Source organism: Ferrimonas balearica, from assembly GCF_019802055.1.
GTDB classification, from domain to species: domain Bacteria; phylum Pseudomonadota; class Gammaproteobacteria; order Enterobacterales; family Shewanellaceae; genus Ferrimonas; species Ferrimonas balearica_A.
Window position 1 is genome coordinate 1,152,636 of record NZ_JAHVHW010000007.1, and the last position, 19,877, is coordinate 1,172,512.

The following is a 19,877-nucleotide window of genomic DNA, read 5'->3' on the forward strand; positions in this document are numbered from 1 at the left end:
CCCTTTTTGATCGCCTTGCCTGCTATCTGGTTTTATCCGTCCAGGCAGGGCGTGTCGTGGCAGGGGTGCACCTCTACCGTGATATGAGCGAGTTTGGGCAACCCTTCCAGCAGCGAACGATAGTGCTGTGGGGGTTGAGGGTGGTGGGTCACCAGGCTGATGATCACGCCGTAGTGGTGGCCGGAGAGGGGCCAGAGGTGCAGATCCGCGACCCGGTTATCCCGATCCGCTTCGATGCGGGCCTGAATGGTCTGGGCCAGTTCGCCGTCCGGTGTGCGGTCCAGCAGGGCGGGGCCGGTGTCCCGGATCAGGGACCAACCCCAGCGGGTGATGATCACCGCGCCAACGATGCCCATGATGGGGTCGAGGCCGGGCATGTCGAAGTGACGGGCGGCCAGCAGCGCCAGAATGGCGGTAAATGAGGTTAGGGCATCCGCCAGCACGTGCAGATAGGCCGCATACAGGTTGTGGTCATGACCGTGATGGTGGTGGCCATGATCATCGTGATGGTCATGGTGGTGATGATGATGGTCGTGGTGATGATGATGGTGGTGGTCATCCCCCTGGTGCAGCAGCACGGCGCACACCAGATTGATCACCAGACCAATCACCGCTACCAGAAGGGCATTGTCGTAGTCGATGGTCACCGGATCGATCAAACGCCCAATGGACTCCAGCGCCATCAATACCGCCACCAATACCAGCGCTACCGCGCTGGTGTAGCCCGCCAGCAGGTTAACTTTGCCAGCGCCGAAGCTGTAGCGATGGTCTGCACTGGCGCGGCGGGCAAAGCGGTAGGCAAAGAGGGTAAGGCCGAAAGCCGCGACGTGGGTGCCCATGTGCCAGCCGTCGGCGAGCAGGGCCATCGATCCGGTCACGTAGCCGGTAACAATCTCAATCACCATCATGGCCGCGGTAATCAGTACGGCGTACCAGGTGCGTTTTTCGTTTTTCTTCTGTTGCTGGGCAAACTGATGATGGTGTTGCCAGCGGTGGAGGCTGTGACTGTGCATAGAAGTAGGAATCAGTTGCATTTGATATCCAAGTTTATGCGCAGGTTGCCGATTCAAAACGGGGCGGTGATCACTTTATTGGGAATTTGGGGTTATTGGTGACCAAAGGGGAGCGCGGGTTTGAGGATCCTGCCCAAAGAACGCTTTTAATAGCCGATAAAGTCGAGGAAATCCCTGGTCCAGTGAGATGGGGTCGGTAAAGAAGGCCTCAACGCAGACGGCGAAAAACTCCGGTTCATTCTCGCAACCGTAGGGATCCAGCCAGACAGCGGACCAATCATTCGTTTGCTCCGCCTGCTCTGCCTGCTGGCAGTGACGGTGGAAAGCCGCAGGAAACGCTTCAAGCCACGCCGGTCGCAGGGCAGGGGGCAGGTCCGGATACCCGGTGGCCTGACCGCCATTGGCGATATCCAGCTTGTGGGCCAGTTCATGGATCACCAGATTAAAGCCGTTCCAATCGCCGCTTTGGCCCAGTTCAGCGAGGGAGAGCAGTAGGGGGCCCTGTTCCCACGCTTCCCCGGAGAGCGCCTCTTCGCCTTCATGGGCCAACCCATCTTCATCCACGTAGTGTCTGGGGCTGACAAAGTCCTCGGGGTAGATCAGCAACTCATGGAAATGGCCGTAGTGTTCCAGGCTCAGGTGGAGAACAGGAAGGGCGGCCTGGAGGGCGATATCGATGCAGTGTTCGGAGGTCAGAACCGCTTCGCCAACCGGAGTGAAGCGCTTCTGGTGAAGAAAGATCCAACCCACTTCAATAAGGCGTTGCTGCTCGCCGTCGGTGAGCCCCTGAAGGATCGGCAAACGATCGATGCGGGTTTGCCACCGTTCGACGACAGTCTCATCCAGATCGTTAAGCAGACGTTGTTCGCGCCAGCGGGTTAACCAGTTCAGCATGGCGCCAGCCTAGCCTGGAGCGAAAAAAAAGGGAACGTCAATCGCAGATCAAGCTTGATTTTCTCAAGGGGTGATCGGCGGCATGGATCCCATTTCTCGTGGTAACCCCAAGGCCAAAATTGGGGTAGAGTTCGCTGCCTTCAAACGCCGATTCCGGACGGCCATCAGCCCCCTGAATAACAAGTAACCCGTTGAACCCGAGATTGATCTTGATCACGGTACACGGGCGCCACTTGCCGGACAATGCACTAGATGTTGTGTTTATCGATGGCGCCTATACTAGATATAGGCGCTTTTTGGGCGTCGGACACTTTACTTAGGAGTGAAAAAATGGGACCAGTTGTGATTAAGCGGGATGGATGCCGCGTGCCTTTTAAACCAGAGCTAATTCAACAGGCGGTGCTGCGCGCAGCGGCGGCCGTTGGTTGTGACGATCTGGTTTATGCCGCGGGCGTAGCTCAGGCAGTGGCAGCACAACTGATCGGTGAATCTGAGGTGCCGATCCACCGTATTCAGGATGCTGTGGAGAATCAATTGATGGAGGGGCCCTATAAGGATCTGGCTCGCTCCTATATCGAGTATCGTCACGATCGCGATCTGGCACGTGAAAAGGCCAGTCGTCTCAACCAGGAGATCCGCGGGCTGGTTGAGCAGAGCAACTCTGCTCTGCTGAACGAGAACGCCAACAAGGACTCCAAGGTGATCCCCACGCAACGGGATCTGCTGGCGGGCATCGTTGCCAAGCACTACGCCTGCCGTCATATCCTGCCTCGTGACGTGGTGGAAGCCCATGAAAAGGGCCAGATCCACTACCACGATCTGGATTACGCTCCCTTCTTCCCGATGTTCAACTGCATGCTGATCGATCTGCATGGCATGCTCACCGGCGGCTTTAAGATGGGCAACGCCGAGATTGACACACCCAAGTCGATCTCCACTGCCACCGCGGTTACCGCTCAGATCATTGCACAGGTCGCCAGCCACATCTATGGCGGCACCACCATCAACCGCATTGACGAAGTGCTTGCGCCTTACGTTAAGTCCAGCTTCGACAAGCACCTGGCTATCGGTCAGGAGTGGCAGGTTGCGGATCCGGAAGCCTACGCCAACGCCCGCACCGAGAAAGAGTGTTATGACGCGTTCCAATCTCTGGAGTACGAGGTCAACACCCTGCACACCGCCAACGGCCAGACGCCGTTCGTCACCTTTGGGTTTGGCTTGGGCGACAGCTGGGAAGCCCGTCTGATCCAGAAGTCCATTCTGAAGAACCGCATCGCTGGTCTGGGCAAAAACAAGAAGACCGCGGTGTTCCCGAAACTGGTGTTTGCCATCAAGGCAGGCCACAACCAGAAAGCGGGCGAACCCAACTACGACATCAAGCAACTGGCCCTTGAATGCGCCAGCAAACGGATGTACCCCGATATCCTGAACTACGACAAAGTGGTTGAGGTGACGGGCTCCTTCAAGAACCCGATGGGTTGCCGCTCCTTCCTTGGCGCTTACGAGAAGGATGGTCAGTTGGAGCATGAAGGCCGCAACAACCTGGGTGTGGTCTCCCTGAACCTACCCCGTATCGCCATCGAGGCGCAGGGTGACGAACAGCGCTTCTACCAGTTGCTCGATGAGCGTCTGAATATCGCCCGCAAGGCATTGATGACCCGCATCGATCGCCTGGAAGGGGTGAAAGCCCGTGTGGCTCCGATCCTCTATATGGAAGGGGCTTGCGGTGTGCGCCTGAAGGCGGACGACAACATTGCCGATATCTTCAAGCATGGTCGCGCCTCCATCTCCTTGGGTTACATCGGCCTGCACGAGACCGTTAACGCGCTGTGTGGCAACGAGACCCATGTGTACGACTCTGAGCAGCTGCGTGAGAAGGCGCTGGATGTGGTTCGCTACCTGAAGAAGGCCGTGGAAGCGTGGAAAGCGGAAACCGGTTACGGCTTCAGCCTCTACAGCACCCCCAGTGAAAACCTGTGTACCCGTTTCTGCAGCATCGATACCAAGGCGTACGGACTGCTGGATGGTGTGACCGATAAGGGCTACTACACCAACAGCTTCCACCTGGATGTCGAGAAGAAGGTGAACCCCTACGACAAGATCGACTTCGAGATGCCGTATCCGGCGATCACCTCCGGTGGCTTTATCAGCTACGGGGAGTATCCCAACATGCAGCACAACGTCGAAGCCCTCGAAAACGTCTGGGATTACAGCTATGACCGTGTGCCTTACTACGGCACCAATACGCCAATTGATGAGTGCTACGAGTGCCACTACACCGGTGAGTTTGAGTGCACCAGCAAAGGCTTCGTCTGCCCCAGTTGCGGTAACCACGATCCGGCCAAGGTGTCCGTGACCCGCCGAGTCTGTGGCTATCTCGGCAGTCCGGACGCTCGTCCCTTCAACGCCGGTAAGCAGGAAGAAGTAAAGCGCCGGGTTAAGCACATGTAACCGTTGCCGGCTCCGTTCAGGCGGGGCCGGTATTCGCTTAAGAGCAGAAGATGAACTATCACGCCTACTATCCGGTTGATGTGGTCAACGGGCCCGGTACCCGTGTGGCCCTGTTTGTTTCCGGCTGCGAACACCAGTGCCGGGGTTGCTACAACCAGAGCACCTGGCGTTGTGACTCTGGCCATCCCTTCGACCAGGCGATGGCGGATCAGGTGCTGGCGGATCTGACCGACACCCGTATTCCCAAGCGCGGCCTCTCCCTGTCCGGAGGCGACCCTCTGCACCCGGCTAACCTCGCCGATGTCCAGGCGCTGGTAAAACGGGTACGGGAGGAGGCACCGGATAAAGACATCTGGGCCTGGACCGGCTACACCCTGGAATCCCTGACTGAGGCGCAGCAGGCCGTGGTGGATCTGGTGGACGTGCTGATCGATGGACAGTACATCGAGTCCCAGCGCGACGCCAATCTGGTATGGCGTGGCAGCGCAAACCAGCGCATCCACCGCTTTGAGCGCTAAACACCTTACATTGTTGTTAAAAACGGCAAACAGAACGGTCGCTTATTGCTGAGGGATCGCCCAGCGTCTAAGCTGGGCGGCCCTTGATGTTTTCCGACAACAGAGTGTCGTTTCCGATGAAAACTGCCCTAGTGGTAGGCGCCACCGGCGCCACCGGCAGCGCGCTGGTGAATGCGCTGCTCACCAGTGATGAATACCGCGCCATCCACCTTGTCAGTCGCCGAACAACCCATTGGCGTCACCGCGACGCGATTCGTGAACACATCCTCCCACTGAGCCGAATCGGCGATCTCACCACCCCATATGCCATCGACGAGGTCTACTGCTGCCTCGGCACCACCATGAAAACCGCCGGCTCCAAAGCGGCATTTCGCGCCGTGGATTACAGCGCGGTAGTGGCACTGGGCCAGTGGGCCAAGGCCAACGAGGTCGGGCAGATGCACGTGATCAGCTCCAAAGGGGCGAATGCGGGTTCCCGAAACTTCTATCTGCGCACCAAAGGGGAGATGGAACAGGCGCTCTCCGCCCTGGATCTTCCTGCGCTCTATCTGTATCGCCCCTCGCTGCTCAGCGGTGAGCGGATTGACTCTCGACGTAAAGAGCGACTGGGTGAAATGGTGCTTAACGGCCTGACCTGGCTGCCCGGTTCTGCCCGTTGGCGGCCGGTGCCGATCGAGACCCTGGCCCATGCGATGATCGCACGTGCCAAAGCGCATGAGGGCAAAGGGCGTTTCCGAATCGAATCGGACCAGATCCTTCGCGGCGCACCGCAAATGACTGAGTGAAAAGCGAGCAAACGGGGAATTCCCCGTTTTTTTTCGTCCTCGCTCTGGCCTAGACTGGCGTCACCCCCATAAGCCATCGACAGGGAGACAGCATGGCGAAACAGATCCGGTTTGGCGATCCCGTCAACGAATCCGAGCGTTGGGCCTTTAAACTGCTGGCGGAGGAACTGCCAGACGAGTACCTGCTGCTGACCAATATCGAGATCCCCACCCAGACCGGACAGGCACTGGAGGTGGACGCCCTGGTGATTGGCCAGTGGGGGATCTACGTGGTCGACGTCAAAGGCTATATCGGTCAACTGGAAGCGGGGCAGCACGCATGGCAGCTGGACGGCCGCGATGTGGACAACAGTCTCGCCAAAGCCAACTACGTCGCCCGGGTGCTGGCCGGGCGCTTTAAGCACAAGTTTCCTATCGGCGTTTACGCCCCCTGGTGCCAGGGCATGGTGTTTGTTACCGGCCGCCGTGGCAACGAGATCAGCCTGCGTAAGCGGGAGGGGGAACTCTCCATCTATACCCCAGAGCAGATCGTGGAGGCACTGACGGGAGACTGGGCCCTGACCTCCCGTTTCGCTCATCAGGTGACGGAACAGCAAAAGGAGTTAGTACTGGACGCCATCGGCCAGGTGGCGTTGGTCGAGCAGCGCAACAATCGCATCCAGGACTTTGAGAAGCAGAAGTGCCTCTACATCAAACACGGCCTGGAGATCTGGCAGGCGGACTACAACCCCGGTGACTGGCAGGCCCCCTGGTTGTTGAAGATCCTGGTGCCCTCCGAGTGTGAAGACCAGGACCAGGCGACGATGCTGGAGGGGCAGATGCGAGAGGAGCTCTACCGACTGCAACAGCTGGCAGGGTGCTCCGGAGTGCCGTTCAGTGCGCCGCTGATCCAGGATGGGGAACAACTGGTGCTGCCCATTCGTATGCCCAGGGGCACCCCGATGCACCAGTTTGATTACCAGAAATGCGACCGCACCCAGGCGTTATCACTGCTGGTGCGCGCGGCGGTTGCTTTGCAGCAGATCCACCGCCGCGGCATCACGGTTTCCGGCTGGGGCGAAAACGGTATCTTCCTGAGTGAATCCGGTGAGGTGGAGTTTATCGATATCCGCAATACCCTCACCGAAGCGGAAGACATACAGCACTTTGCCACCGTATTCAGCGAATTGGCCCACTGCACCCATGAGCCCCGCATCACCAGTTGGTTTGCTGAGGCGGCCCGGGGTCGCACCGACTGTCTCGATGAGTTAAGAGTGGATTTGGCACTGGTGGTGCAGCGCCCCGAAGCCTCCCGGCTGGCGGTGGACCCGGACACGCTTGCACCGGGCATGGCGATCGACGGCCGCTACCAGTTGGAAACCTGCATTGTGGAAGGGGAGTCCAGTCAACTGTGGCAGGCGCGGCATCTGCAAGGCCAGTATCCCTGCGCGCTGTCTGTGTATCGCGGGGTGTCCGAGCGCTGGCCCCATCTGGCCAGTACCTACAAAGCCCTGAAAGGGATCTACCACCCCAATGTGGAACAGGTGCTCGATTTCGGTGAAATGGGCAGGAAGGAGGCGCTCTACATCACCCGGGCCTGGGTGGAGGGGGAGTCCCTGCGAGACCTGCAGGGGCGGATTGTCGTAGGTCAGCCCGGGGCCTGGTTCCCGCAGCTGTTAACGGCACTCTACTACCTGCACAGTCAGCAGATCTTCCATGGTGCCATCTGTCCTGCCAACATCATCTGCCAGGGCAACCGGGCGGTGCTGGTCAACTTTGGGGTGGGTCTGGATGTGGCGGCCAGCGGTTACGCGCGCCGTTATGCCGATCCTGAGTTGTGGGCCAGTGAAGGCGCTGCCGAGCAGGATCTGTTCGGATTGGTGGCCAGTTTCGTAGATGTATTGGCGCCGGGGGTGGAGTGTCGGGACCGCGCCGAATTACTGGCCGCGTTGGATGACTTCTCGGCAGAGCTGGTGCCGGAGGCGTTTCGGGAGTTGTGCCGGAAGGTGCTGAACTTCGAGTTTCAGCTGCTGGATGGGGTGGATTACCTGAGCCAGTTTGGCTGGGACGAGATGCCGGCACGTCCGGCGGGTGTGGTCCCGCCGGAACTGCTGGAGGCGTAAATCAGATGCAGCGGGCGGGCTTCGGCAGCCCGGCAATCTTGGTGGCCTGCTTGGCCGGGCCTTTGGGGAACAGCTTGTAGAGGTACTTGCTGTTCCCTTTGTCTTCACCCAGTTTCTGGCCAATGGCCTTCACCAGTACCCGAATCGCCGGACTGGTATTGAACTCCAGGTAGAAGTCCCGCACAAAGTTCACCACTTCCCAGTGGGCGTCGGTCAACTCGATGCCTTCCTCTGCCGCCAGTAACGGCGCCATTCCCGGCTCCCATTGGCTGGCGTCCAGCAGATAGCCCTGCTTGTCGGTGGCGATGTCGTTTCCGTTAAAGTTCATGGTTACCACGCTTGCACGTTGTCGTGTTGAAGAGTCAGGGCCACAAAACCGGGGTAGTCTACGGTAGTGGCAGAAAGCGCCAGTGACAGTCCCCGCGCCGTGAGGTCATCCGCCAGCACATAGAGTGCGTAGTCGGAGAACGCCTCGGCAAACCGGGCCTGTGCTGCCATCGCAACCGCATCCTGCATCAGCAAAATGCTGGTGCCCGGGGCCAGATAGGTAAGGGTCTCTGCCAGGGCAGCCGGGGAGGGCGCCAGATCGCTCAGGGTATGCAATACGGTCAAAACGTCAGTACCTGTTGGCTTTGATTCAGATGGGCGGTGACCGCGTCCGCGGTCACCAGAGTGACCGGGAGGATCAGATCCTCAACGCTCATCCCCCGTTCCGCCAGGGCGGTTTCACACACCAACACCGTTTCCACATCGTAGAGGGGCAGCGCTTTAAAGGTGGCGATGTAGTCCTTGCTCTCGATGGCAGCGGGTTGCTGGTCTTTGCGCAACTGGAACACTCCGTCACCGACGAACAGGGCCGCACACTGCTGGTCGTAACTGGCGGCCAGCAACAGCAGATCCAGACCTTCACGACCCTTGGCGCTACCGTGGGGCGCGTGGCGGAACACGACCGCCAAATCGTACTTGATTGAACCCATCATCTACCCGAATTGCACCGTGCGGTCAGCCGTAGCGGCAGCCGTGACATATTCACCCAGCCCGCCAAGGATAAAGCAGGCTGAGAGGTTGGCAGCATCAAGCTCCGCGTCTTCGGCGGCTTCAACGTCGATAACCCCCCGACGCAGGCCCGCAGACACGCAGCTCACCAGGGGAATGCCCCGTTCATGCAACCGCTGCCAGCGCGCCGCCAGATCCAGCTCGTCGCTGGCAGGGCAGAGCAGACGAGACGCGTTTTGCACCCCATCCTGGTAAAAGAACACCTGGCGCACCTGGTGGCCGGCTTCCAGCGCCGCCTCGGCAAACCGCAGCGCCGAATAGGCGTGTTGGGTGCCGTAGGCGGGGCCGTTTACGAAAATAACAAATTGGCTCATAGCAAGAAAAAAGGCCCCGTTAAGGGGCCTGATTGTAACGGATCCTGACCGCTTAGTCGTCGCTCATGCCGAGCAGGCTCAGCAGGCTGACGAAGATGTTGTACAGCGATACGAACAGGGTCACAGTGGCGTTGATGTAGTTGCGCTCACCGCCGTGGATGATGGCACTGGTCTGCATCAGGATGGCACCTGAGGAGAACAGGATAAACAGTGCGGACAGCGCCATCTGCAGCGGCTGAATGCTCAGGAACAGGTTGGCCACAAACAGGGCGACGATCACCCAGAAGCCCGCCTGCATCATGCCGCCGAGGAAAGACATGTCCTTGCCGGTCATCAGTACATAAGCGGACAGACCGAAGAACACCAGAGCGGTACCGCCCAGGGCCATCATCACTACGTCGCCCATGCCTGCACCCAGGTACATGTTCAGGATGGGGCCGAGGGTGTAACCCATAAAGCCGGTCAAGGCGAATACGGCGGGGATCCCCATGGCGCTGTTGGCGGTTTTAGCCACCAGGAACAGCAAGCCATAGAAACCAACCAGGGTGATCAGAATGCCCGGGTAGGGCAGGTTCATGGCCATGGTGACGCCAGCAACGGCCGCTGAGAAGGCCAGAGTCATGGCCAGCAGCATGTAGGTGTTGCGCAGGACGCGGTTGACCGCAATCCCGGAGTCAACGCTGGCCGTTTCAAAACGACGGGTTTCCATAGAGGCTCCTTAATAGTGGGCTCAATTGCCTTTCGGTAGATTAGGATACCGAATCGCCAAAGAGTTGCACCCTTTGAACTGTGAAAAAGTATATCGGGATCATCCTTCCGCTTTTCAACCCCTTGGGCGATCTTTCTCGATCTTCCTCATTGATGAAAACTACGCCACTTGAAACACTTAGCCGGAATATGGCCTTTACAGGCACCGGATAAACCCCTACTATTCTGCTCCGTCGGAGGGATGGCAGAGCGGTTGAATGCACCGGTCTTGAAAACCGGCATACGTTAGTAGCGTATCCAGGGTTCGAATCCCTGTCCCTCCGCCATATTAGAGAAAGCCTCCCAATGTGGAGGCTTTTTCGTATCTGAAGTAGGGCGCTGGGGACAGGGTGAGAACCCTGACCGGGTTCGCAACGAGCGTAGCGAGTAAGGCCGAAGGCGGTCATCCCGCTTTGTCCCTCCGCCATATTAGAGAAAGCCTCCCAATGTGGAGGCTTTTTCGTATCTGAAGTAGGGCGCTGGCATTAGGCCCGGGGTAACAACACTTCCCTGTGGCGGGGTTCCTGTCGGCATCCCTGCCTCCACTTCGCCGGACTGCGATGCGTTGCATCGGTTCCGGCTCACCCTGCCGGGTTCGCAACGAACGGAGCGAGTAACGCCGAAGGCGGTCATCCCGCTTTGGCGCTCCGCCATATAAGGAAAGGCCCGCAGAGATGCGGGCCTTTTCTGTATCTGCGAAACAGTTTAGAGCTTCTCAATGGTGGGCGTCTGATTCGCCTTCAGCAAAGCAACCGACTCTCGGGCCGCCCGGGTCAGCGCTTCTTCATCCCCAAGTTGCTGGAAGGCCCAGATCTCGGCATTTGGGGACAGTCCACAATGAGCGTGAAGCTTATCGCCATCCACTTTCAGGTCACACCGGTACAGCACCTGCTCCTCGTGCTTCACTCTCAGGTAAGCGCCGGGCTGACGGGTGCCATGCACGCGCCAGGTGGTTTCCACCTCGGTGGTGGCGCCCGGGAGTTTCAACTGGCTGATACGGGCCGCCTGGTTCTGGTGCAGCATATCGGCGTTTTTATCCTTGATGGCGCGGTGGAGTTGGCCAAAGACCTCGTGTCGCGTGATCACCACCTCCTTGTCCAGCAGCAGACTGATCCGCTGCCGGTTGATTCGGTGGGTGGGCTTTAACGCCGCAATCAGACGGGAAACCGTGCTCTCCGGCGCCACTTCACCGGTGCCGACCAACCCCTGTATCAGTACATCACAGCGCAACGCGGGGGCACCGCGCGCTTCGATATAGCGCCGGTTCTGTTTTTCCATCGCTGAGGCCAACTCTTCCCGTCCCGCCACCAGCAGATGCCCGACCGACAGGGTAGGCAGTTCGGCGGTATGCAGGGCCACGCTCATGGTGATGCCCACATTGGGGTTCAGGTCATTGTGCCAGGTACCCGGCAGATACCAGGCCTGGGCAAGCGGATTTTGTGGCTCCCCCTCGGGTCCGTAGGGGAAGTTGGCCGTATGACGCTCGTACAACTGAGCCCCGGCTTCGCGACACCGCTCAACAAAGGGCTGGAGCGCGAGTTTCAACTCCGGTTTTTGATGAGTCAGATGCCCGATGGGGGTATGGGTGGCGCGACTGTGAACCGATAGATCGGGCAGGGCGTCGGCGCCAGCAAGCGGGCTGGCCAAAAGGAGCAGCAGAGAAAAGGTTGTTCGAGTCATCGTATGTTGCTTTCGTCCCTGAATATTCAACATCGGATCGCAGTAAAGACACTATGGCGCGTTTTTGCACTTCGGCCAACCGTTAAACCGGGAATTTTTTTCAATCAAAGAAGGCTAACTGCCGGTAAATGAACAACTTTAATCCATTGATTCTTCACGGTTACAATAGGAGTCTGGCACCAGTCCGTGTGTCGATACCGAGCGAAGACAATGCGATCCCGAACCCAAACTCATGTGGCCTTTTCTGAAGTGAACTGGGGCACCCTGAAATCCCTATTGCCCTACATGATGGAGTTCCGCACCCGGGTGGCCCTGGCCATGCTTTGTCTGATCGCCGCAAAGATCGCCAGCGTCGGACTGCCTTTTATTCTCAAGCACGTGGTGGACAGCCTGGATGCCAAGGGGGCGGACGCCATGCTTGCGCTGCCACTGGGGCTGCTATTGGCGTACGGCGCAGTGCGCTTTTCCAATGTGCTGTTTGGCGAGTTGCGGGACACCCTGTTTGGCCGCGTCACTGAGCGGGCGATGCGTCGTCTTGGCCTGAAAGTGTTCAAGCATCTGCATCACCTCGACCTGGAGTATCACCTGGGGCGCCAGACCGGCGGCATCTCCCGGGATATCGAGAGGGGCACCGCAGGCATCTCCTTCCTGATGCGCTTTATGGTGTTCAATATCGGCCCGACCCTGCTGGAGATCGCCATGGTGATGGGGCTGCTGTGGTGGAACTACCACCTGGGGTTTGCCCTGATCGTGGGTGTTGCGGTGGTGTTGTACGTGGGGTTCTCGGTGCTGGCCACTGAGTGGCGGACCCATTTTGTGCGTGAGATGAATCAGGCGGAATCGGAGTCCAGCAGTCGAGCGGTTGACAGCCTTCTTAACTTCGAGACGGTGAAGTACTTCACCAACGAAGCGGAAGAGGCGCGGCTATACGATCGCGGTCTGGCGCAATGGGAAATGGCGCGCCGCAAAAACCGGCTCTCCTTGTTTGCCCTCAATGGCGGGCAGGCGTTGATCATCGCTGTGGCCATGACCGCGGCCCTGATCCTTGCGGCCAATGACGTGATCAACGGCAGCATGACCCTTGGTGACTTCGTCCTGATCAACGCCTTTATGATGCAGGTGTTTATGCCCCTCAACTTCCTGGGCTTTGTCTACCGGGAGATGAAAGGGGCAATGGCTAATATCGAAAAGCTGTTTGGCCTGTTGGACGTTCAACCCAGGGTGGTCGACTCTCCGGACGCAGGACCGCTGGTACCCGGGCCGGGGCGCATTGAGTTTGAGGACGTGCGGTTTCATTACCACTCTGATCGCCCCATTCTTAAGGGGATTGGGCTGACCGTGGAGCCACGCCAGAAGGTGGCGATTGTTGGCAGCAGTGGCGCCGGCAAATCGACGCTGTTTAAGCTGCTTTTCCGGTTCTATGACGTTACTGGTGGGGCGATCAGGATTGATGGTCAGGACATTCGTCACCTTACCCAACACTCCCTGCGTCAGGCGATCGGTGTGGTGCCTCAGGACACGGTCCTGTTCAACACCAGTATTCTGGAAAACGTCCGCTATGGTCGGGTCGATGCCACAGACGAAGAGGTGTGGGATGTGATCCGCCTGGCCCACCTGGATGAGTTTGTATCCCGTCTGCCTGAAGGGCTTCAAACCCGGGTTGGCGAAAGGGGACTGAAACTGTCCGGAGGGGAGAAGCAGCGGGTGGCCATCGCCAGAGCCTTGTTGAAACGGCCCCCCATTATGGTGTTCGACGAAGCCACCTCGTCACTGGACAGCCATTCGGAGAAGAGCATTCTGACCGCGCTTAAGGAGGTGGCGGCAGAGCAAACGACGCTGGTGATTGCGCACCGCCTTTCAACGGTGATCGACGCGGACGCCATTGTGGTGCTCAAGGATGGGGTAGTGGTGGAGCAGGGCACCCATCAGGCGCTGCTGGCCCTCGGGGGACACTATGCGCGTCTCTGGGCGTTGCAGCAGAAGCAATCCGACGAGATGTAATGAATCTGTCGTGAGTTAATAGCAGTGTTTGAGCGACTATATTGTGGTTGCCCCTGAGTAAGACGAGCTATCGCGAATTGATCTGTTGCTCGAAATCTGGGCCAATGATCTGCGTAGAAATCGAACGTAAATAGGGTTATCAATCGCTTGCAGGAAAACCGGGTGCTGCATTAAGGTGGGCTGGATGTTAAATTGGCCTTATAAAACATTCTGATGGGAGAAGTCTGACGTGAGCGAAGGGAGTGTTCGCGAGACTTTTGCGGATAGGCAACTGAGTGAACTGGTCGAGCTGCTGTACCAGCAGTTGCGTCAGCGTGCCCGCTCGGTCCGCAATCGCATGCCCCACTGCGCCACCATGGACTCTCGCGCTCTGATCCACGAGGCCTACGCCAAGATGGCGCTCGGAGAGAATCAGTTTCAAAGCGAAACCCACTTTCTGGCCACTGCCAGTACGGCGATGCGCCACATCATGATCGATTATGTCCGGCAGCGGAATGCCGGAAAACGCGATGGTGAAGGGATAGACGCCGACTTCTTTCTGCCCGAGGCCCAGCAGGATCAGATGCTGGAGATCGACAACGCTCTGACTCGATTCGAGCAACACTACGACCGCGAGTATCGGGTCGCGGTGTACCGCATCTTTGGAGGTATGACTTTGGAGGAAACTGCATTGGCGGTCGGCGTTTCGCTGGCAACCGTCAAGCGGGACTGGGCCTTTGCGCAGGCCTGGCTCCATAAGCAGATCGCCAGCTGAATTCGCCCAATGCCGTTCATAGGGAAATGACCGATGGCCAAGCCTGATAACTTGCGCTCGCTGTTTGAGCGGGCGATGAACCTGCCGGAACCCGCAAGAACCCGGTGGATCGCCAGCCTGGATGACGATACCCGCGCTGAGCTCGAAGCCCTGCTGGAGCACGTGGACGAAGGCCGGGATTACTTTCGTGGCGTCACCCAGGTCCTCTTTGGCGAGCAGGAGCAGGATCCCTTTACTGACGACCCGCTGGAACTGCTGGGCAAAACCATAGCGGGTTATACCGTAACCGAACTGCTCGGGCAGGGCGGTATGGGCGTAGTGTATAAGGGCTACGACCCCAAACTGGCTCGCTCCGTTGCCATTAAGCTGCTGGCGCCGGGCCAACACCTCTCTGACGCTGCCCGAGACCGTTTCCTCAATGAAGCGCAGCTGATCAGCCGCCTTGATCACCCCAATATCGGCACCGTGTACGGCCACGCCCAAACCGATCAGGGCCTAGATGCCCTGATCATGGCCTTCTATGACGGCAATACTCTGGCTGACCGAATTGAATCCAGTACCGTCGATGGGGAGTCTATCGTCTCCATCGGACAGGCGGTGCTGGAAGGGTTGCGCTACGCCCACAGCGAAGGGGTGATCCACAAGGACATCAAGCCGGCGAACCTGATGGTTCTTCCCGGTGGGCAGGTCAAGATCCTCGATTTTGGTGCGGCGGCTTACCTGGAGCAGGAGCAGGAAGATACGGCGGTGCCCATTGGGACCACCGCGTATATGAGTCCGGAGCAGATCCGAGGCGAACCGCTGACCGGCGCAACGGATCTCTGGTCGCTCGGCGTGGTTCTGTTTGAAGCCGCCATCTCCCTGGGCTGGCTGGACAGGGTTAACGCGTTCACCTGGGCGCAGAATCCGTCTGCCAGCGCGAAACGGGCACCAGAAGCGATCGAACAGATGCTGCTGGCGCTTTTGGTGGTGGATCCAGAACGTCGTCTGGAAGCGGTCGCCGCATTGGATCTGACCGAGTTGGACCGTGCCGCTCGACAGATCAAAGTTTCACTGACCGGCAAAACCGCCAGAACCGTTGCACTCACTTCGGTACTGATCGCTGTTGCAGCCTTTGCCTGGCAGACGTTGAAGCCGGCCCCTTTGGCGTTGCCAGAACACCGCAAGTTGGCGTTGGTTTATGACCTCAGTGATGGACTGGATACGGCGCTGGCGGGAGAATTGACAGAGCGACTCAAATTGTTGGCCTACGAGCAGGGCAACATCAGTTTTATTGGCGAATACGGTTACCAGCAGGAGGGTGGTGCCGTTGGCCTAGAGCCGACCGGTGCTAATCTGACTTGGAACCTCTCAGTGAGTGACGACAGCGACAACCCGGCTTTGGAAGACGATGTCAAGGTATCCCTGAGTTTGCTGGACACTTTAACTGGCGAGCCGTTAAGCCATTGGCAGCAACGCTATCCCAAGGCCAGGATGGATCTGGTGCCAACGGATCTCTACCAGCAGATATTAAGTGCGCTGCAAGTGCAGCCTGCCGGGCTGGCCAGCTTGCAGAATCAGGAGTCCATCACCGATCCCAGATCTTACAGCCTCTACCTTGACGCCAAAGCCAAGATGGCGCGCTATCAGCAATCCGGCGACACCGATGATTCCCCCCTGCTGGAGGAGGCCAAACAGAGTTTATTAGAGGCTCACAACCTCAGCCCTCGGGCCAGTTATCAGTTGGCACTGGCCCAGGTGTATACCAAACAATATGAAATGCAGGAGCGGCCCCAGCAGATCAGCGACGCCATCTACTGGGCCAACAAGGCGCTGGAGACCAATCCGCAGTTGATCCCCGCCTACCTCGCCTTGGCTGAACTCTATGGCCTGAAAGGCGAGTATGGTACTGCCATCGCCTCCTACCGACTGGCTCTGCAGCAGCAACCCAGCAATATTGAAGCGCTTCAAGGCCTGGCACTGATCTACCGGGAAGCGATGCGGTTTTCCGAGGCAGAAGAAGCTTTACAAAAAGCGGTTGTGTTGGAACCTAATAACTGGAGAAGTCATAGCCTTTTAGGTACGGTCGATCACTTTCAAGGAAAGTTGGATGATGCAGCGAATCACTATCATGATTCGTTGTTACTGTATCCGAATAACCGACTTGTTCAATCTAATTTGGCTGTTTTATATATCAATAAAAAAAGATATTCAGAGGTGTTGGATATCTACTCTAAAGTCGAAGAAGATGAATTGGATGGCTACGAAAGATTGAATCTGGCACTCGCTCACTTTTATCTAAAAGATTATGTTGAAGCGGAAAGGTACTATGCGCTAACCGCAGAAAAATTGACTGACAACCATAGTGTCTGGTTTCAACTTGGCCTTTCGAGACTGCTCGCACACGGAGACGAGGAAGGCGCAAAAGAAAGCTTCGAGAATGCGCTGAAAGTTGCGCAGAGAATGCTTTCGGAAAAACCAAACGATATCCTTTTGATCGTGAACCTGGCATCAACCTATTCCTGGTTAGGAAAGCATGATGACGCAATTTTGACGATTGAAAGGGCTTACGAGCTGTGGACCAACAATCAAAAGAAGAGCGATGCATATGAATTGAGTGCGCTCTTTTCGACCCTTATTGTGGTGTACGAGAAATCCGGTAGGAGAACGGAAGCTCTGAACTGGCTGGCTCTTGGTATGGACAATGGGTACAAGCCTCAAGACCTTCAAGCTCTTCCTATACTTGATGCATTCAAAAAGGATGTGCGTTTTCAACAAATCGCGTTTTCAGATGAACGTGATAACTAAAGGAGCGACACTATGACATTGGATGGTTACTACCTGGTGCCAATCACCATTACTCTGGAAGACGGTAAGCCGGTAGCAAAATATGACCCTTTGGGGAATGGCAGTGAGCCACAGCTAAAAATCGACCTGGAAGACAATCCGGACAGTACTTACGATCAGATCCAGTATCAGATCACCATCGATCCAAATACGAACCTAAAGGCAATTCAGTGGGCTTTTTCCGTCGAGGCTGACGAAGGCGATATCTCCAAGTATGTAAAGCTCTATAACATTGATGGCAGTGGCAAACTGACTCCAGTCACTGGTGTCGTTACCAGTGGCGAATTTGATGCGACAGACGTCTTTGAAAAGAAACTGAACTTTGCGTTGTCGCGAAAAGGACCTTCTACTAGTGGCTTGGTCTTTACCTTGACCAACAAGTTCCTGTCGCTGTCTCTAAGTCAGCAAGGCGAGTCAGATATGACAACGGTCACCGGAGGTGCAACAAATATCCCACCCGGTGGCATTATCCGCAACTGATAGCGAGCTAGTCGGATCTACGCCGCCACCCTGGCGGCGATTTTTATTATTTTCAAAAAAGTTGAGCCAATCGGGGAGGTCTTTCCGTCCTATTGAATAAACCGTGACACAACCAAGGACCGGACATGACCTCACGAACCCACCAAACCGCAATCGCCCATACCAACTATGCGCCCTCCGCCTGGCAGCGCCTGGTGGAGGCACTGCCCCAACTGATGCAGGAGCGAGAGCTGGAAAAGCAGCTGGTTACCCTGTCAGATCTCTTTTCTCACTGTTTCTCAGGCCTCCATATTGATTGGCACTGGCGCGGTCGGCGTTACGCCAATCTGCACTCCGTTCACCCCGAGCAGTTTCGCCACAGCTGCAACAACCTGCTGAGTGGCAGGGTTTATGGAGAGCAGACTCCGGATGAGCTGCTGAAGGCAGAGCTGTTGGCCTGGATCCAGGCTTGTGGTGACGTGCTGGTGAGTCATGGACGAACTCAACTGAGCCGCGCCGATTTCAGTGCTCTGGCTGACATCCGCGAACAGCTCCGTAACGTCGAATACATTCAGGCCGCCAATCAGTATGTTGAGTTGTTCAGCGCTGACGAAACCAGTTTCTTGTTCAGGGTCAACCTGCATCAGGTGGAAGCGATGTTTGGCGATGTGTTGTGCCGCGTGCACCGCAGCTACCTGATCAATCCCGCGGCGGTGACAGCAGTGGAGCGTAAGCGCAATGGTCGTTATGTATTGAAAATCGATGAGGTCGCCATTCCTGTGGGTGACAGTCACCTGGACAAAGTGCGCGAATTGAACCCGAGCTGGTTCAGCCAGCGCGCCAATCCGCGCCCCCTGCAGAGCTGGTTGTATCCGAAAGGGGATGAAAACGGCGCAAACCTGACCGGTTGACCACTGAGCCCCTTTACAGAAGTCTTTCGCGTCCCTATTATGCACGGCGTCGGAGGGATGGCAGAGCGGTTGAATGCACCGGTCTTGAAAACCGGCATACGTTAATAGCGTATCCAGGGTTCGAATCCCTGTCCCTCCGCCATATTAGAAAAAGCCTCCCTTAGTGGAGGCTTTTTCGTATCTGAATCATTGCACTTGGGACAGGGTGAGAACCCCTCCAATTAAGACACCCACCTTTAATCTGATTTAACTCGACGCCCTCTAATCTAGACACCCACCATTAATCTGATTTAACTCGATGTTATGCCCCTTCAGGGTGAGCTGTCGCTACGTTGAACGCAATGTCCAACGATTGCCTGGGGGTGTTCCATGGCACAACCTCGTCGAAACCAAGTCAGTTTGCAGGATACCTGCTTTTACCATTGCATCAGCCGCTGCGTGCGCCAAAGCTATCTTTGTGGGGAAGACGTCCGCACGGGAAAAAGCTACGAACACCGTCGCCAGTGGGTTGAGAAGCGTCTCCTTGGGTTGACCCATATCTTCGCGATCTCAGTATGCGCTTTCGCTGTGATGAGCAATCACACCCATGTGGTGTTGTGTGTAGAAACCCAACAAGCGGAGAGCTGGGATACGAGAGAAGTGTTGGAGCGCTGGCACCTACTCTACAGGGGCACGGCACTTACCCAAAGATATTGCCAGCAAGAAGAGTTCAGACAAATGCCCAAGGCGGAGCGTCTGGCCGCCGAGCTCTTAGCGGAAACCTATCGACAACGGCTTCTGGACATCAGTTGGTTTATGCGAGCGCTTAATGAGCCCATAGCCCGGATGGCCAATCGGGAGGATGGCTGCACTGGTCGCTTCTGGGAAGGGCGCTTTAAATCCCAGGCATTGCTGGATGAACAAGCGCTATTGTCCTGTATGGCCTACGTCGACCTCAATCCCATCCGCGCCGATATTGCGCAAACCCCGGAAACGTCCAACCACACTAGTGTTCAGCTTCGCATTAGAGCTGCGATAAAGGGCAAACAGCCCGACGTATTAAAGCCATTTCAAAGAGATAAGCTTGATGATGAACATGCATTGCCATGCCATCTGAATGACTATCTGGATGTGGTGGAGTTCAGTGGTCGTGCTCAACGGTTGGATAAGCCGGGCCATATTCAGGAAACCGCGCCTGATCTGACTTCGCGCCTTGGCATCTCAGGCGAGAACTGGCTCTCTTTAACGGAAGGCTTTGAGTACCAATTTGGTTGTCGTGCTGGCACATTTACCAGCTTGCAACGGTGTCGAAATCGAGAGGGTGGGGTTCGGATCCGAGGTTCCTGTAATGCACGCCGGTTGTTTGCGGCTTAATTCCTTTACCTCT

The 19,877-nt window shown here is 57.0% G+C and carries 18 protein-coding genes and 2 tRNA genes; 12 read left to right on the forward strand and 8 right to left on the reverse strand.

The genetic code is table 11. From position 1 onward, the window contains the following. Positions 1–32 precede the first annotated feature (32 nt). The gene (gene dmeF / locus KUV52_RS12795; RefSeq protein ID WP_222526322.1) at positions 33–1,034 is read right to left on the reverse strand and encodes a CDF family Co(II)/Ni(II) efflux transporter DmeF; all 1,002 of its coding nucleotides are present in this window, start codon (positions 1,032–1,034) and stop codon (positions 33–35) included. 54 nt (positions 1,035–1,088) lie between these two features. Beyond that, entirely contained in the window at positions 1,089–1,907 is an 819-nt protein-coding gene (locus KUV52_RS12800; protein ID WP_222526323.1) for a zinc-dependent peptidase, read from the reverse strand. A gap of 330 nt (positions 1,908–2,237) precedes the next feature. Here KUV52_RS12800 and nrdD point away from each other — a divergent pair, with 330 nt between their 5' ends. The 4 genes from nrdD (at position 2,238) to KUV52_RS12820 (ending at position 7,763) form a co-directional block, all read left to right on the forward strand. After that, positions 2,238–4,358 (forward strand): anaerobic ribonucleoside-triphosphate reductase, encoded by a 2,121-nt coding sequence (nrdD, locus tag KUV52_RS12805; RefSeq protein ID WP_222526324.1) that lies wholly within the window; start codon positions 2,238–2,240, stop codon positions 4,356–4,358. A gap of 50 nt (positions 4,359–4,408) precedes the next feature. After that, entirely contained in the window at positions 4,409–4,876 is a 468-nt protein-coding gene (nrdG, locus tag KUV52_RS12810) for an anaerobic ribonucleoside-triphosphate reductase-activating protein (RefSeq protein WP_222526325.1), read from the forward strand. Between the two features lie 116 nt (positions 4,877–4,992). Further along, a complete protein-coding gene (locus KUV52_RS12815; RefSeq protein ID WP_222526326.1) occupies positions 4,993–5,661 on the forward strand; it encodes an NAD-dependent epimerase/dehydratase family protein in 669 nt (222 codons plus the stop codon). A gap of 92 nt (positions 5,662–5,753) precedes the next feature. After that, on the forward strand, positions 5,754–7,763 hold the full coding sequence (locus tag KUV52_RS12820; protein WP_222526327.1) for an NERD domain-containing protein kinase family protein: 2,010 nt from the start codon (positions 5,754–5,756) through the stop codon (positions 7,761–7,763). Between the two features lies 1 nt (position 7,764). On the opposite strand, the gene KUV52_RS12825 is transcribed toward KUV52_RS12820, so the two are convergent. From KUV52_RS12825 to KUV52_RS12845, 5 genes are read right to left on the reverse strand one after another with little or no spacing between them, the layout of a single operon-like run. Beyond that, entirely contained in the window at positions 7,765–8,091 is a 327-nt protein-coding gene (locus KUV52_RS12825) for a TusE/DsrC/DsvC family sulfur relay protein (protein WP_222526328.1), read from the reverse strand. Between the two features lie 2 nt (positions 8,092–8,093). Then, positions 8,094–8,375, reverse strand: a complete 282-nt coding sequence (gene tusB, locus KUV52_RS12830; RefSeq protein WP_222526329.1) for a sulfurtransferase complex subunit TusB — start codon at positions 8,373–8,375, stop codon at positions 8,094–8,096. Then, positions 8,372–8,743, reverse strand: a complete 372-nt coding sequence (gene tusC / locus KUV52_RS12835; protein WP_261389981.1) for a sulfurtransferase complex subunit TusC — start codon at positions 8,741–8,743, stop codon at positions 8,372–8,374. Before tusC ends, tusB begins: the two co-directional genes overlap by 4 nt. Next, on the reverse strand, positions 8,744–9,133 hold the full coding sequence (gene tusD / locus KUV52_RS12840; protein WP_222526330.1) for a sulfurtransferase complex subunit TusD: 390 nt from the start codon (positions 9,131–9,133) through the stop codon (positions 8,744–8,746). A 52-nt stretch (positions 9,134–9,185) separates the two neighbouring features. Then, the gene (locus KUV52_RS12845) at positions 9,186–9,842 is read right to left on the reverse strand and encodes a Bax inhibitor-1/YccA family protein (RefSeq protein WP_222526331.1); all 657 of its coding nucleotides are present in this window, start codon (positions 9,840–9,842) and stop codon (positions 9,186–9,188) included. A 234-nt stretch (positions 9,843–10,076) separates the two neighbouring features. On the opposite strand from KUV52_RS12845, the gene KUV52_RS12850 reads away from it, so the two are divergent. Further along, a tRNA-Ser gene (locus KUV52_RS12850) sits at positions 10,077–10,167 on the forward strand. 418 nt (positions 10,168–10,585) lie between these two features. On the opposite strand, the gene KUV52_RS12855 is transcribed toward KUV52_RS12850, so the two are convergent. Further along, positions 10,586–11,560, reverse strand: a complete 975-nt coding sequence (locus KUV52_RS12855; protein ID WP_222526332.1) for a hypothetical protein — start codon at positions 11,558–11,560, stop codon at positions 10,586–10,588. A gap of 210 nt (positions 11,561–11,770) precedes the next feature. On the opposite strand from KUV52_RS12855, the gene KUV52_RS12860 reads away from it, so the two are divergent. The 7 genes from KUV52_RS12860 to KUV52_RS12890 all read left to right on the forward strand — a co-directional run bounded on the left by KUV52_RS12860 (position 11,771) and on the right by KUV52_RS12890 (position 19,864). Further along, entirely contained in the window at positions 11,771–13,561 is a 1,791-nt protein-coding gene (locus tag KUV52_RS12860; protein WP_222526333.1) for an ABCB family ABC transporter ATP-binding protein/permease, read from the forward strand. A 229-nt stretch (positions 13,562–13,790) separates the two neighbouring features. Beyond that, complete coding sequence (locus KUV52_RS12865; RefSeq protein ID WP_222526334.1) at positions 13,791–14,315, forward strand: ECF-type sigma factor; 525 nt, start codon at positions 13,791–13,793, stop codon at positions 14,313–14,315. Positions 14,316–14,348: 33 nt separating this feature from the next. After that, positions 14,349–17,102, forward strand: coding sequence for a serine/threonine-protein kinase (locus tag KUV52_RS12870; protein WP_222526335.1), 2,754 nt, complete (start codon positions 14,349–14,351; stop codon positions 17,100–17,102). A 12-nt stretch (positions 17,103–17,114) separates the two neighbouring features. Further along, a complete protein-coding gene (locus KUV52_RS12875) occupies positions 17,115–17,621 on the forward strand; it encodes a hypothetical protein (protein ID WP_222526336.1) in 507 nt (168 codons plus the stop codon). 125 nt (positions 17,622–17,746) lie between these two features. Then, positions 17,747–18,511: a LytTR family DNA-binding domain-containing protein gene (locus KUV52_RS12880; protein WP_222526337.1), complete on the forward strand. Its 765-nt coding sequence runs from the start codon at positions 17,747–17,749 to the stop codon at positions 18,509–18,511. A 51-nt stretch (positions 18,512–18,562) separates the two neighbouring features. Beyond that, positions 18,563–18,653, forward strand: a tRNA-Ser gene (locus KUV52_RS12885). A gap of 227 nt (positions 18,654–18,880) precedes the next feature. Then, positions 18,881–19,864 carry a transposase gene (locus tag KUV52_RS12890; protein ID WP_222526338.1) on the forward strand — a complete coding sequence of 328 codons (984 nt, stop codon included), beginning with the start codon at positions 18,881–18,883 and terminating at the stop codon, positions 19,862–19,864. Positions 19,865–19,877 lie beyond the last annotated feature (13 nt).